Origin of the sequence: Nocardia sp. NPDC051990, from assembly GCF_040680755.1 — a bacterium.
Taxonomy (GTDB): domain Bacteria; phylum Actinomycetota; class Actinomycetes; order Mycobacteriales; family Mycobacteriaceae; genus Nocardia.
Genome location: NZ_JBFAXH010000018.1, coordinates 1 through 13,592, shown reverse-complemented (window position 1 = coordinate 13,592; position 13,592 = coordinate 1). Strand labels below are relative to the sequence as shown.

The window sequence follows — 13,592 nt, the reverse complement described above, 5'->3', positions numbered from 1 at the left end:
ATGCCGCACTGGATCGATGTGCTCCCCCAGTTCCTGCTGGCCTGCCTCATTCTGGCCGCCCTACCCGGACCGGCGACAGCGCTGTTCCTCCAGCGCTCGGTGCGCGACGGCCGCGCGGCCGGGCTGGCGGCGGTGGCCGGGAACGAGATCGGGGTGTTCGGCTGGACGCTCGCCGGTGGCGCCGGTCTCTCGGTGCTCCTGGTCGCGAACCGGTTCATGAATACCGTCGTACACGTCCTCGGGGCGTTGGTATTGATCTGGCTCGGCGTGCAGGCCTGGCGCGGTGCCCGCCGTGACGACGAATTCGGCAGCACAGCGCTTACCCGCCCCGCCGGCTGCCATCCCCAGGCGACGAAGCTGCTGCCCACCGGACGCACGCCCGCTGCGGCCTTCCGTGCCTCGCTGATCTCGATCGCGGCGAATCCGAAGGCGGCCGTCTTCGGCCTGACGATCCTGCCGCAGTTCCTGCCGTCGAGCGGTCCGGTGCTGCCGACCGTGCTGATCCTGGCGGGTATCCAGCTGGTCATCGATACCGCCTGGTGCATCGGCATCGTGCTGGCAGCGGACCGCGCGGGAACCTGGCTGCGACGAACCGGAATCCGCCAGCGGGTGGAGCGCGCGCTCGGCGCGATCTTGGTCACACTGGGTCTCGGTCTGGCGGCCGACGCACGCTGATCCCGTCCAATAGCCCCGCACCCGGTAGGTTGGTCGACGTGACCGGCCGCATCGCCATCGATGACACCGCCCCTGCGATACCCGGCGGACGCTCGGCCAAGGCCGTGGTCGGCGAGGTCTTTCCGGTGCGCACCGTGGTCTGGCGCGAGGGGCACGAGGCCGTCTCCGCCACCCTCGCGGTGCGCGGCCCCGGCTCGTCGCGGATTACCCGCATTCGCATGACACCGGACTACGAGCCGGATGTCTTCAACGCCACCTTCGTACCCAACGTGCCCGGTGCGTGGAACTACCGCATCGAGGGCTGGAGCGATCCGATCGTCACCTGGCGGGCAGCGGTAGAGGCCAAGCTGGCCGTCGGACAGAGCGCCACCGACCTCGCCAACGACCTCGAACTCGGCGCCCGGCTGTTCGAACGGGCCGCGCAGGCGGTGCCCAAAAAGCAGTTCGAACGCTTGCGTGCCGCCGCGACGGCATTGCGCGCCGACGAACAGCTGCCCGCCCGGGTCGCCCCCGCCTTCAGCGCGGAGGTCGCCGAAATCTTGCGCGATACGCCGTTGCGGGACATGGTCACTCGCGGTCCACAGCATTCGGTGCTGGTGGAACGTCGACGGGCACTGTACGGCTCGTGGTACGAATTCTTCCCGCGCTCGACCGGCGGCCGTGATGCCGCGGGCAACCCGATCCACGGTAATTTCGCCACTGCCGCAAAGGAATTGCCGCGGATCGCGGACATGGGCTTCGATGTGGTCTACCTGCCGCCGATCCACCCGATCGGTGCGGTCAACCGCAAGGGTCGCAATAACGCACTCGCCGCGGAACCCGGTGATGTCGGCTCCCCGTGGGCGATCGGATCGAAGGAGGGCGGACACGACGCGATCCATCCCGAGCTCGGCACCACCGCCGACTTCGCCGAATTCGTCGCCACCGCAACCGAGCTCGGTCTCGAGGTCGCACTCGACCTGGCGCTGCAGTGCGCACCGGATCATCCGTGGGTCGCTGCCCACCCGGAGTGGTTCACAACGCTCCCGGACGGCACCATCGCCTATGCCGAGAATCCACCGAAGAAGTATCAGGACATCTACCCGGTCAACTTCGACAACGATCCGGACGGGCTGTACGCGGAGGTGCTGCGCGTCATCCGGCACTGGATCGGCCTGGGCGTCAAGATCTTCCGCGTCGACAACCCGCATACCAAACCCGCCGACTTCTGGGAATGGCTGATCGCGACCGTCCGGCGCACCCATCCCGAGGTGATCTTCCTGTCCGAGGCGTTCACCCGACCGGCCCGGCTCTACGGTCTGGCACGCCGCGGATTCAGCCAGTCCTATACGTATTTCACCTGGCGCGTCGCCAAATGGGAGCTGACCGAATTCGCCGATGAACTCGCCGCCAAGGCCGACGAGGCCAGACCGAACCTGTTCGTCAACACCCCCGATATCCTGCACGAGAGCCTGCAGCACGGCGGGCCCGGCATGTTCGCCATCCGCGCAGTGCTGGCCGCGACCATGGCCCCGACCTGGGGCGTCTACTCCGGTTTCGAACTCTTCGAACATCAGGCGGTGCGTCCGGGCAGCGAGGAATACCTGGATTCGGAGAAGTACGAGCTACGCCCGCGCCCGTTCGCGGAGGCACTCGCACGCGGCGAATCATTGGAGCCGTGGATCACTCGGCTCAACGAGATCCGCCGCGCGCATCCGGCACTGCAGCAGTTGCGCTGCATCCACTTCCATCATGTCGACAACGACGCGCTGCTGGCCTATTCGAAGATCGATCCGGTCAGCGGTGACGCGGTGCTGGTCATCGTGAATCTGAATCCCTATGCGGCCGAATGGGGCATGATCTCGCTCGACCTGCCCGCCATCGGCCGCGAATGGCACGACCATCCGGTGGTATTCGACGAGGTCAGCGGCGAGGAATACCACTGGGCGCAGACCAATTACGTGCGGCTGGATCCGGCCCACGCGGTCGCCCACATCCTCACACTGCCCGCGGTATCGCCGCAGGCGCGCGCGGAATTGGCCTTCCGGAATACATTTCGATGAAACGCCGCGATCTGATGTTGCTCGCGGCGGGCACCCATACCGATCCGCACACGGTGCTCGGCGCGCACCCGCATCCCGATGGCACGATCGTCCGGGTGCTGCGCCCGCACGCCGATACGGTGTTCGCCCGTGTCGGCGGCGTCGACCATCCGCTGAAGTCGTTGGGGCACGGCATCTTCGCCGGTGTCCTACCACATCCGGACCTGATGGATTACCGCATCGTCACCGATTACCAAGGCGGGCAGACGACCATCAGCGCGGACGGCTACCATTTTCTGCCCACCGTCGGTGAGTTGGACCTGCATCTCATCGGCGAGGGCCGCCACGAACACCTGTGGCAGGTGCTCGGCGCGCACCCGCGCAACTACACCACCCTCGACGGCGCGGTCGACGGCACCTCGTTCGCCGTCTGGGCACCGAATGCCCGGGGTGTCACCGTGATCGGGGATTTCGACGGGTGGAGCGGGCACACCGCACCGATGCGTTCGCTCGGCTCCTCCGGGGTCTGGGAGGTCTTCGTACCCGGGGTCGGCGTCGGCGCCAAGTACAAGTTCCGGGTGCACGGTGCGGACGGCCGCACCGTGGATCATGCGGATCCGCTGGCCTTCGCAGCGGAGCTTCCGCCGGCGACGGCATCGGTGGTCACCGAGAGCAATTATGTGTGGTCCGACGGTGATTGGCTCGCCGCCCGCGAACACACCGACCCGACCCGCGCCCCGATGAGCATCTACGAAGTGCACTTGGGTTCCTGGCGCGCCGGCCTCGGCTACCGCGAATTGGCCGATCAGCTTGCCGATTACGTGCGCGCGGCCGGATTCACCCATGTCGAACTGCTGCCGATCGCCGAGCACCCGTTCGGCGGGTCCTGGGGCTACCAGGTCACGTCGTATTACGCACCCACCGCCCGCTTCGGCGCACCCGACGATTTTCGTGCTTTCGTCGACCGCATGCACGCCGCGGGTATCGGCGTACTGCTCGACTGGGTGCCCGCGCACTTCCCCCGCGACGAGTGGGCGCTGGCACGCTTCGACGGCACCGCGCTCTACGAGCACGCCGACCCGCGCCGCGGCGAGCAACTCGACTGGGGCACCTATATTTTCGACTTCGGCCGCAATGAGGTGCGCAACTTCCTGGTCGCCAATGCGCGGTACTGGATCGAGGAATTCCATGTCGACGGACTGCGCGTCGACGCGGTCGCCTCCATGCTGTACCTGGATTACTCACGGGCCGAAGGCGAATGGGAACCCAATGTGCACGGCGGCCGGGAGAACCTGGAGGCCGTCGACTTCCTCCAGGACCTCAACGAAACCGTGCATCGCCACCATCCTGGCGTCGTCACCATCGCCGAGGAATCCACCACCTGGCCCGGTGTCACCCGCGGCGCCGACGTCGGCGGTCTCGGCTTCACCATGAAGTGGAATATGGGCTGGATGCACGACACCCTCGGCTACCTGGGGCGCGATCCGATCCACCGCTCCTGGCACCACAATGAGATCACCTTCTCGCTGGTGTACGCGTGGAGCGAGAACTACGTGCTGCCCATCAGCCATGACGAGGTCGTGCACGGCAAGGGTACCCTCTGGACCAGAATGCCCGGCGACGAGTTCGCCAGGGCGGCCGGCGTGCGCGCACTGCTGTCCTACATGTGGTCACATCCCGGTAAGCAATTGCTGTTCATGGGCCAGGATTTCGGCCAGTTCCGAGAATGGTCGCACGACCGCGGCCTGGACTGGCACGAACTGGAGAACCCACTGCACCAGGGCATTACGGCCGCCGTCCGGGATCTGAACGCGGTCTATCGCGCCCATCCCGCACTGTGGAGCCAGGACACCAGTCCGGGCGGCTACTCCTGGGTCCAGGCCGACGATCGCGAAAACAATGTGATCGCCTTCCTGCGCTACGGCTCCGACGGTTCGGTGATCGCTTGCATCTTCAATTTCTCCGGCTCGGTGCACGGCGAATACCGCGTCGGTCTGCCGAGTGCGGGCACCTGGCGTGAAATCCTCAATACCGACGCGGTCGAATACGGCGGCTCCGGTATCGGAAACCTGGGCGGCGTCAAGGCGACCGACGACCCGTGGCACGGCCGACCGGCTTCGGCCACCGTGGCGCTGGCGCCGAATACCGCGATCTGGCTCGCGCCGGAGTCATAAGTCGCAGGCGGGTAGCTCCCGGCGATCGACCTGCCCCCGGCGGCCGGATCAGTACAGCGCGGCGGCGAGCTTGCGGCGGGCAGCAACCACGAAAGGCTCTGCCGGATCGAACAATTCGAAGAGTTCGAGCAGCCGGGTGCGCGCCTTGGTGCGATCATCGCCCGCGGTCTTCTTGATCACGGCGATCAACCGGTCGAACGAGGCCTCCGGTCGCTGGCTCAGCATTTCCACATCGGCGGCGTCCAGGGCGGCGTCGACATTGGCCGGATCGGCATCGGCGGTGGCGATCGCGGAGTCCGAAATGGCCTGAGCACGGGACAGGAAGCGCAGCTGACGCAGCGCGCTCTTCGCCTCCTCATTGCCCGGCTCCGCGGCGATGACGGCCTCATAGGCCGCTTCGGCACCGGCCATGTCACCACGCTCCAGCGCCGCCTCCGCGGCGGTGAAACGCGGGTCCTCCGTGGCCTGCGGCTGTTCACCGCCCTCGAGCTGGCCGCCGACCGCCTCGACTACCGCGCTCAACCACTGCCGCACCTGCGGCTCCGGCTGAGCGCCCTCGAAATCCGCGAGCGGTCGACCACCAGCCACCGCGATCACCGTCGGAATGCCCTTCACACCGAAGGCCTGCGCGATCCGCATATTGGCCTCGGCCTCGACCGTGGCCAGATCCCACGCGCCCGCACCTTCTTGCACGAGCCGCTCCAGCGTCCGAACCAGTTCGACGCTGCCCGGACTGCGCTGCGAATACAGCACGACGACCACCGGCACCTGGGTGGACCGGCGCAACACCTTCGTTTCGAAATCCGCCTCGGAGACGGCGTAGTCGCCGCCTCCCGCACCCGACGCACCGGCCGGGGGCTGCTTCAGGCTGGACAAATCCACCGCACCGGACATGGCGGCGGCGACGGCTGGCGAAGGGCGGCGGGCAGCAGGTCGAGTCACGGTCTCCAGTTTGTCACGGCGTGACCGACGCCGGGGCTCCGGAGTCGACGGAACCGACATCGCTCAGCTCACCGAGCTTGCCCGCGCGCACCGCCCACACCTCGAAGAGCACGGTGAAAAACGGGGGAATGGCGGACAGCAACGCGAGCACGGTGGTCTTGGTGTTCCAGGCCAGCTCGCGGGCCGCGAGGATCGCGGTGAGGACGAACAGGATGAAGATGATGCCGTGCGTCATCCCGAATACCTTGACCGGCCACAGGACAGGTTCGGGGAGGCGCTTGAACACCATGCCGACGATCAGGAAGACCCAGGAGATCGCCTCCAGCACGGCGATTAAGCGGAATCGCTTGGCCACGGTGCTCAAGTCGAAGAAATTGCCCATGGCCACCATTGTGCCGGACCGCTACGACGGGGTGTAGTTGAACCGGTCACACCTCGGCCCGGCACGTCCGCCGACCCGGTATACGCCGGGTCGGCGAGGACGAGAACTACACCTTGATGATCAGAGCGTCGCCCTGACCGCCGCCACCGCAGAGCGCGGCTGCGCCGATGCCGCCGCCGCGCCGCTTCAGCTCCAGCGCCAGATGCAGCAGGATGCGCGCACCTGACATGCCGAGCGGGTGCCCGATGGCGATCGCGCCACCGTTGACGTTCACCTTCTCCGGATCGATGCCCAACTTGCGGGTGGAGGCGATACCGACCGCCGCGAACGCCTCGTTGATCTCCACCAGATCCAGCTCGGCGGGCGAAATGCCTTCGCGCGCACAGGCCTTGGCGATCGCATTGGCTGGCTGATCCTGCAGCGTCGAATCCGGTCCCGCCACCACGCCCGCGGCGCCGATCTCGGCAATCCAGCTCAGACCGAGCGCCTGCGCCTTCGCCTTGCTCATCACGACCACCGCGGCAGCGCCATCGGAGATCTGCGAGGCGGTGCCCGCGGTGATGGCGCCGTCCTTGCGGAAGGCCGGGCGCAGCTTGGCCAGCGAGTCGACGGTGGTGTCCGCACGAATGCCCTCGTCGGTGCTCACCACGATCGGATCGCCCTTGCGCTGCGGCACCGAGACCGGGACCACCTCGTCATCGAAGACGCCGTTCTTCCACGCCGCCGCCGAACGCTGATGCGAGGCCGCCGCGAACGCGTCCTGATCCTCCCGGCTGACCGGCTCGGTGTCGTTGCGCTGTTCGGTCAGCGCCCCCATCGGCTGGTCGGTGAAGATGTCGTGCAGACCGTCGTAGGCCATGCTGTCGCGCAGCGTCACATCGCCGTATTTGTAACCCTCCCTGCTCTTTTCGAGCAGATGCGGGGCCTGGCTCATGGATTCCTGACCGCCCGCGACGACGATCTCGTACTCGCCCGCGCGGATCAGCTGATCCGCGAGCGCGATCGCGTTGATACCGGACAGGCACACCTTGTTCACCGTCAAGGCGGGCACATCCATCGGGATGCCCGCGGCCACAGCCGCCTGCCGGGCCGGGATCTGGCCCGCACCGGCGGTGAGTACCTGGCCCATGATCACGTAGTCGACCTGTTCCGGCGCGACGCCACCCTTCTCCAGCGCCGCCTTGATGGCGAAACCGCCCAGGTCGGAACCGGTGAAGTCCTTCAGACCCCCGAGCAGCCGACCGACCGGGGTACGTGCACCGGAGACGATCACGGTTGTGGTCACGACGAGCCTCGCATTCATTGATCGAACAGCGTCGCGCACCGAGCACTCGCGACGTCAACCTCTGTACTCAACGGTAGCTTGTCCAACTCGAATGCCCCTTACCAGGTACGCGGTGCTCTCACCTACGCTCGGCCAACCGCAAGGGACCAATGACGGCCTTCCGGCCGACGGTGTCGGATCAGGCGCTACGTTCGAGTGGTGAGCAACGTTATCGACCCGTCGAATTTCATCCCCGGCGACTACGTCATCGCCGTCGACCACGTGGGCATCGCCGTACCCGACCTGGATGCCGCAATTGCTTGGTATGCCGACAATCTCGGCATGATCGAGACCCACCGCGAGGTCAATGAGGCCCAAGGTGTGCACGAGGCGATGCTGTCGTTGCCCGGCGCGCCCGACGGCGCGACTGCCCTGCAGTTGCTGGCGCCCCTCGACGCGGAGTCCACCATTGCCAAGTTCATCGACCGCAGCGGGCCGGGCTTGCAGCAACTCGCCTATCGCGTCACCGACATCGAGGCTGTCTCCGTGTATCTTCGTGATCGAGGTCTGCGTTTGCTGTACGACGCCCCGCGTCACGGAACCGCAGATTCCCGCATCAATTTCATTCACCCGAAGGATGCTGGAGGTGTGCTGATCGAGTTGGTCGAGCCAAACGCGAATGTTACGCACTAGTATCGAGATCGGGCCTGAAAAACTCGTCGCGATCACATTCGCGGTCGAGTCACCACGCGGTGCACATAGGCTGTAGTTTGTGTGCCATGTCGTCACCTGAGTCCGATCGCAATCGCTTCGTTGCACTGCCCTTCACCGTTGTGCGCAAGGGTTATGCGCAAGACGAGGTACGCAACTACTTCGACCGTTTCGATGCCGAACTGAGAGTCACCGCCACAGACCGGGATGCCGCTGCGGCACAAGCCCGTAACCTTGCCAGCCAACTGGAGGACGCGCGGGACGAGATCGACGAACTCCGCAAGGAAGTCGATCGCCTTTCGGTTCCACCGACCACAGCGGAAGGCATGTCCGACCGCATCTCCCGGATGCTGCGGCTGGCTTCCGACGAGGCATCCGAGGTCCGCGCGCTCGCGCAGGCCGAGGCGGCGGAAATGGTGTCGATCGCCGAGCAGCAGGCCACCGAAATGCGTGGTAAGTACGAATCGCTGCTCGCCGAGACCAAGGAGAAGCGCGAGGCGCTCGAGATCGAATTCGAGCAGACCCTCGCGAATGCGCGTACCGAGTCCGCCAAGATCATCGAGGCCGCTCAGGCCGAGGCCGACCGCCTCGGCAAGGAAGCCGATGCCAAGCGCAAGGCGACCCAGCAGGACTTCGAGGCCACCATGGCGGAACGTCGCACGAAGCTCACCCGCGCCATGGAGGAGCTCGAGGCCACCAGCCGCGCCGAGGCCGCTCAGCGGATCAAGGACGCGACCGACGAGTCCAACCGCCTCATCACCTCCGCCACCCAGACCTCCGAGCGCAAGATCGCGCACGCCAAGGAACTCGCCGAGGAGATGCGCGTGCTGCGCGGCCGGGTGCTCGCCCAGCTGCTCGGTATCCGCGGCCAGCTCGATTCGGTGCCCGCCATGCTCGCGGCGGTCAACCGGGAAAGCGAACTGCTGGACGGAGTTCCGGATCAGCGCAAGTCCATCGGCGGCGGCACCAAGTCGGTCACCGGTTCGCGCACCAAGGCCATCCCTGAGGTCTCGGCCGAGGAAGACGACATCGACGAGCGTGAGAACGCCGAAATCGCCAACTGACGACGGCGGGCTGAGCGGCGACAAACGCAACACCCCAACCGAATGCACACCAAAGGCCGCCCCACACCTGGGGCGGCCTTCTTGATGTCCGGACCGATCAGACATCGCTTCTGCGCGCAGCACCGGCTTCCCCCACCCTGGGACACGCAGCGCCCCTGGATCATTCGCCCTCGCCCTTTCCAGAGGCTCGCAGCCCCAAGAAAATCCACCGCCCGCAGTATCTTCTCGACTGCCCCGCAAACGAGCTCGCCGTTCAGGCTTCTTATGTGAACCCACAGCACCGCCCTGCCCTGCCCTGCGATACTGAGCCCCAAGGGAATCCAGAGACCCCGCAACCGGTATACGCCGAAGTCATCCCCCTCGGGCAACAGCTGCCGACTCAAAGATCGTCACATCCCCGCCCGCCATGACCCCGGATGCTTCCCAGCATCGTGAACATCTTTCCGGGTGCCGTGCGATCTGCGTCTCAGTTCGGATAGGAGCGCCGTCTAGGCGCAGATCGCTCGGTGAGGAACAGTTCGGCCGCGCCGTCGTAGTCGCCGGAGGCAAGGGGGCGACGAGCCGATCGAAGACGTCGGCCGGCGAGCGGTGTCGGTGCACCGCGGTGAGGTGACGGCCACGAGGTGATGCGGATGGTGTCCCGCGATGGGAACCCGACCAGCCTCGGGCAGGCGGTCGTACACCTGCCTAGGTCGTCCTCAGCATGGTTATCGACCACCGTCCCGAGACCTTGGCGATATTGTCGCTATCCGTCGGTTCGGCCGGCTCGATCACTGAATCCGCAGTCCGACCACGAGAAGACCGACAGTCATGGGCAAATCCAAAAACTCCTGCTCGCGGGCGTACTTCTACCCGCGGACGCACCACCTCTGCACCTTCTGTCTCCAGACGCACCGTTTCTCGCAGCCGTACTGCATGTATGCGGGGTGTGCACTGGCGAGATGCGGAAGTGCAGTAAGAGTGCTCTGGGACGCAGAGGTATTCAGGACCAGCGGCGAGTAATTCGCCGGGTGCGGCGCCCATTCCAGCACCCACGGTGCCAGTGTCTGCGGTCGTCTTCGCCCCCGTCGACCGCCCAGGCAACGATATGGGCCACCCCGGGCGGGATTTCGTGATCGCAGCCCGGGCATCGATAGGTTTTGGTAGCCCGGCTCCCCGGAATGGTCCGGACCACATACACGGCGTCACCGTCCGGCCCAGCCTCCCGCCGACCAAAGACATCGCCGATCGCCGGACCGCCCTCCCATGAGCGACCCCCCTGGCGTTCCGTCCGCGGCTTCCGTCGGGGCATGCCACAAGCCTAGGTCGTGGCCCAACGCCCCATACAAGCGCAGTCCATCCCCTCCCACGCACAACTTCACACACGTCATTACCCGACAAATCCATGCGCGCCACGCCAATACGTGCGCCATGCCAACCCACGCCGCGGAGAGTCATGCGCAGCAGGCAAACCAATACGCGGTCAACGGGGCAACCCCGACCGGTCCCACTGGCATTCCGTCCGCCGCTTCCGTCTGGGCCTGCCCCAAGCCCAGTCGTAGCCCAACGCCCACCACAGGCGCAGCCCATCATCTCCCACGCATGACTTCGCATGCCATGGACGTTATTGCTCAACAAGTCCATGCGCGACGCAACCGTGTGCGCCGTGTCAACCCATACGCACGTTATTGCCGACAATCCATGCCCGGCGGACAAACACATGCACGGCGCCAACCCATGCGCGACGCAACTGCCCATGCGTAACCAGCGAACCCGTGCGCAGCGCACGAAATCCATGCGCCGCGGGCAAGTCATATGCGGCGCACCTGCCCATGCATGATCGGCGAAGCATGCGCCGCGGAAGTCATGCGCAGCAGGCGATGAACTCATCCGCAACGCAAGACCATCCGCGAGCGGCGAACCCATCCGCAGCCGACAAATCACGCGCGGCACACGAACGGCCCATACGCGGACGAACTCACGCGCGGCGCGCAATCCCATGCATAACGGAGTCATATGGAGCGGGCAAACCTGTACGCAGCTCGCGAACCCATCTGCCACGTGCGAGTTCGCGCGCGACCGGTGAACTCATCCGTAGCCGGCGCGTCGTGCGCGCACGAACTTATGCGCCGGTAGGCGAACCCTTGGACAATCGGCCAAGTAATGCGTGGCCGATAAGCTCATGCGCTGTGGGCGAATTCGGGTGCCGCCGCCGCAGACAGGGGGCAACAAAGCTAAAAGAGGCGGAATTCGTTGGTCTCGGTGCCGCGTAGGGCATCGTAATCGAGGGTTAGGCAGCGGATGCCGCGGTCCTCGGCGAGAGTGCGGGCTTGGGGTTTGATCTGTTGGGCGGCGAAGACACCGCCGACTGGGGCGAGGAGTGGGTCGCGGTTCAGGAGTTCCAGGTAGCGGGTGAGCTGTTCTACGCCGTCGATCTCGCCGCGGCGCTTGATCTCGACGGCCACGGTGGCACCGTCGGCATCACGGCAAAGCAGATCCACCGGGCCGATGGCGGTCATGTACTCGCGGCGGATCAGTGTGTAGCCGGGGCCGAGGGTCTGCACGTGTTCGGCGAGCAGCTCCTGAAGATGGGCCTCCACACCGTCTTTCACCAGACCGGGGTCCACGCCCAGCTCATGCGAGGAGTCGTGCTCGATGTCCTCGATGGTGATGCGCAGTTCCTCACCCGCCTTGTTGGTAACCACCCAGAAGGCCTTCGCGCCCTCGGGCACTGCATCACCGTCGCGCTCCACCAACCAGCACGGCGGACTCATCCAGTTCAGCGGCTTATACGAGCCACCATCGGAGTGCACGAGGACCGAACCGTCCGCTTTGATGAGCAGTAGTCTGCGGGCCATCGCAAGATGGGCGGTGAGTCGCCCCACATAGTCGACCTGACAGCGAGCAATCACTAGGCGCACCCAAGCACTGTAGGTGAGCGCCCGGTCCTGCGCGGCGGCACCCCTGTCGCGTCGGCTGTCAGCCCATGAGCACGATTGCCGCGAGGAAGGCGCTCACGGCGAGCAGACCGGATTCGACCCGAGTGAGTCGGCGGGTAGATGCCGCTTTCGCACGCAGCATGCCGAAGCCGACCGCCGTTCCGATGCCGAAGGCCAGCAGGTGACCGACATTGGTGAAGGTCTGTTCGATCAACACGCCCTCGGCCGCGACGATGAACCATACAGTGGACCAAGCGATTCGCCAGCGATGCGGAATGGCGACCACGATCGCCCCGACCAGCGCCATGGCGCCGTAGCTGACGCCGACGTCCTGCGCCCAGCGGATGCTCGCGGGCAACCAGTCGGCCTCGATCGCGATCCACAGGCCGGCCGCGACAAGAAGCGTGGCACCGATATGTCCGGCCAGGAATACGCGCACCATATGCACCGCACCGAAGCGCAGCTCGGCCAGTGCCAGCAGGCAACCGAGCAACGGAATCAGTACCCAGGCGGTACTGACATCGCCGATCACCAGTGCGCTCGAGAACACGGTGCCCACCCGGCCGTTCAGCAGATTGTGCAGATTCGTGCTCGCATGTAGCACCATCCGCGCCTGCGCCGACTCATTCAGCGCCGAGAAGACCACGGTTACAGCGACAAGAGCCGCCAGATATCCGAACGTCGCCGGGAGCCTCAGCTGCCACCAGCGTGAGCGAAGTGGTCTGCGGGGATCGACCGGCGCGCGGTCGGCGGTTGTCGTCGCTGCGACCATCAACACCTCCATGCGCATCGACCAGTCCTATTGAGCTGGCCGACGCTGACTACTACCTTCTGTCATTCTCCATCATGAACGCCGGAGCGCCGCATAGTGTCACAGTTCCCTGTGAGGTTGCTCCGAAACCACGTCCAACCCCAACGGGTAGCCGATTTCTCGGTCTCACTTCGCCGGCACAAAGCGGCATATAGCGCTTCCTGATTCATCGGCGAAGTTGAAGTAGGAGACTCCCACATAGTTTATCTGAGCGACATAGTCATCGGGCGCTGCGGTGATGCACACCACCGCATCCGCTGCCCGCAGTGGCTTCCGATCGAATCGCGCATCATCCCTGTGCACGTCGGATCGTATTCATAGCCAGTGCGATCTTCGTCTAGTTGCCCGCAACCAGACTCGGCGCGGCGCACGAGTCCGAGACGGTGTAATCACCGTCATGCGAGCCCTGAGTAATCACGAAACGTGATAGCTGGTGTGATCAACCTTGAAACGACGATCAGTGATGATCTCCGAGACAACAATCTTCTCGGTCGCCGTCGGTTGCACACAGTCCACGACATAGACAGCATCGGATATGCAGAAAGGCCCCCAACTGTTGTTGGGGGCCTTCCGCAAGGATGTTCCGGCGGTGTCCTACTCTCCCACACCCTGTCGAGTGCAGTACCATCG

General features: G+C 65.5%; 11 protein-coding genes. 5 read left to right on the top strand and 6 right to left on the bottom strand.

Annotated features, from left to right (window positions below):
- From AB0L63_RS26100 to glgB, 3 genes are read left to right on the top strand one after another with little or no spacing between them, the layout of a single operon-like run.
- Positions 1-675: a LysE family translocator gene (locus tag AB0L63_RS26100; RefSeq protein WP_364505640.1), complete on the top strand. Its 675-nt coding sequence runs from the start codon at positions 1-3 to the stop codon at positions 673-675.
- A 38-nt stretch (positions 676-713) separates the two neighbouring features.
- Positions 714-2,717, top strand: coding sequence for an alpha-1,4-glucan--maltose-1-phosphate maltosyltransferase (locus tag AB0L63_RS26095; protein WP_364505638.1), 2,004 nt, complete (start codon positions 714-716; stop codon positions 2,715-2,717).
- On the top strand, positions 2,714-4,870 hold the full coding sequence (glgB, locus tag AB0L63_RS26090; RefSeq protein WP_364505636.1) for a 1,4-alpha-glucan branching protein GlgB: 2,157 nt from the start codon (positions 2,714-2,716) through the stop codon (positions 4,868-4,870). Before AB0L63_RS26095 ends, glgB begins: the two co-directional genes overlap by 4 nt.
- 48 nt (positions 4,871-4,918) lie before the next feature.
- On the opposite strand, the gene AB0L63_RS26085 is transcribed toward glgB, so the two are convergent.
- The 3 genes from AB0L63_RS26085 to AB0L63_RS26075 all read right to left on the bottom strand — a co-directional run bounded on the left by AB0L63_RS26085 (position 4,919) and on the right by AB0L63_RS26075 (position 7,479).
- Positions 4,919-5,764: a tetratricopeptide repeat protein gene (locus tag AB0L63_RS26085; protein WP_364505900.1), complete on the bottom strand. Its 846-nt coding sequence runs from the start codon at positions 5,762-5,764 to the stop codon at positions 4,919-4,921.
- 61 nt (positions 5,765-5,825) lie between these two features.
- The gene (locus tag AB0L63_RS26080) at positions 5,826-6,203 is read right to left on the bottom strand and encodes a DUF3817 domain-containing protein (RefSeq protein WP_364505634.1); all 378 of its coding nucleotides are present in this window, start codon (positions 6,201-6,203) and stop codon (positions 5,826-5,828) included.
- A 97-nt stretch (positions 6,204-6,300) separates the two neighbouring features.
- Complete coding sequence (locus AB0L63_RS26075) at positions 6,301-7,479, bottom strand: acetyl-CoA C-acetyltransferase (RefSeq protein WP_364505632.1); 1,179 nt, start codon at positions 7,477-7,479, stop codon at positions 6,301-6,303.
- A gap of 198 nt (positions 7,480-7,677) precedes the next feature.
- Here AB0L63_RS26075 and mce point away from each other — a divergent pair, with 198 nt between their 5' ends.
- Together mce and AB0L63_RS26065 are read left to right on the top strand one after the other, a co-directional pair.
- On the top strand, positions 7,678-8,151 hold the full coding sequence (mce, locus tag AB0L63_RS26070; RefSeq protein ID WP_364505630.1) for a methylmalonyl-CoA epimerase: 474 nt from the start codon (positions 7,678-7,680) through the stop codon (positions 8,149-8,151).
- Positions 8,152-8,237: 86 nt separating this feature from the next.
- Entirely contained in the window at positions 8,238-9,233 is a 996-nt protein-coding gene (locus AB0L63_RS26065; protein WP_364505628.1) for a hypothetical protein, read from the top strand.
- A gap of 982 nt (positions 9,234-10,215) precedes the next feature.
- Here AB0L63_RS26065 and AB0L63_RS26060 read toward each other — a convergent pair.
- The 3 genes from AB0L63_RS26060 to AB0L63_RS26050 all read right to left on the bottom strand — a co-directional run bounded on the left by AB0L63_RS26060 (position 10,216) and on the right by AB0L63_RS26050 (position 12,941).
- Positions 10,216-10,524 (bottom strand): ATP/GTP-binding protein, encoded by a 309-nt coding sequence (locus AB0L63_RS26060; protein ID WP_364505626.1) that lies wholly within the window; start codon positions 10,522-10,524, stop codon positions 10,216-10,218.
- Positions 10,525-11,446: 922 nt separating this feature from the next.
- Positions 11,447-12,133, bottom strand: coding sequence for an endonuclease NucS (gene nucS / locus AB0L63_RS26055; protein WP_364505624.1), 687 nt, complete (start codon positions 12,131-12,133; stop codon positions 11,447-11,449).
- Between the two features lie 58 nt (positions 12,134-12,191).
- Positions 12,192-12,941 carry a rhomboid-like protein gene (locus AB0L63_RS26050; protein ID WP_364505622.1) on the bottom strand — a complete coding sequence of 250 codons (750 nt, stop codon included), beginning with the start codon at positions 12,939-12,941 and terminating at the stop codon, positions 12,192-12,194.
- Positions 12,942-13,592 lie beyond the last annotated feature (651 nt).

Excerpts from the sequence above, each read along its gene's own strand:
- AB0L63_RS26065 (WP_364505628.1), top strand. The coding sequence starts at position 8,238 with ATGTCGTCACCTGAGTCCGATCGCAATCGCTTCGTTGCACTGCCCTTC.
- glgB (WP_364505636.1), top strand. The coding sequence starts at position 2,714 with ATGAAACGCCGCGATCTGATGTTGCTCGCGGCGGGCACCCATACCGAT.
- AB0L63_RS26100 (WP_364505640.1), top strand. The coding sequence starts at position 1 with ATGCCGCACTGGATCGATGTGCTCCCCCAGTTCCTGCTGGCCTGCCTC.
- AB0L63_RS26085 (WP_364505900.1), bottom strand. The coding sequence starts at position 5,764 with ATGTCCGGTGCGGTGGATTTGTCCAGCCTGAAGCAGCCCCCGGCCGGT.
- AB0L63_RS26080 (WP_364505634.1), bottom strand. The coding sequence starts at position 6,203 with ATGGTGGCCATGGGCAATTTCTTCGACTTGAGCACCGTGGCCAAGCGA.
- AB0L63_RS26050 (WP_364505622.1), bottom strand. The coding sequence starts at position 12,941 with ATGCGCATGGAGGTGTTGATGGTCGCAGCGACGACAACCGCCGACCGC.
- AB0L63_RS26060 (WP_364505626.1), bottom strand. The coding sequence starts at position 10,524 with ATGCCCCGACGGAAGCCGCGGACGGAACGCCAGGGGGGTCGCTCATGG.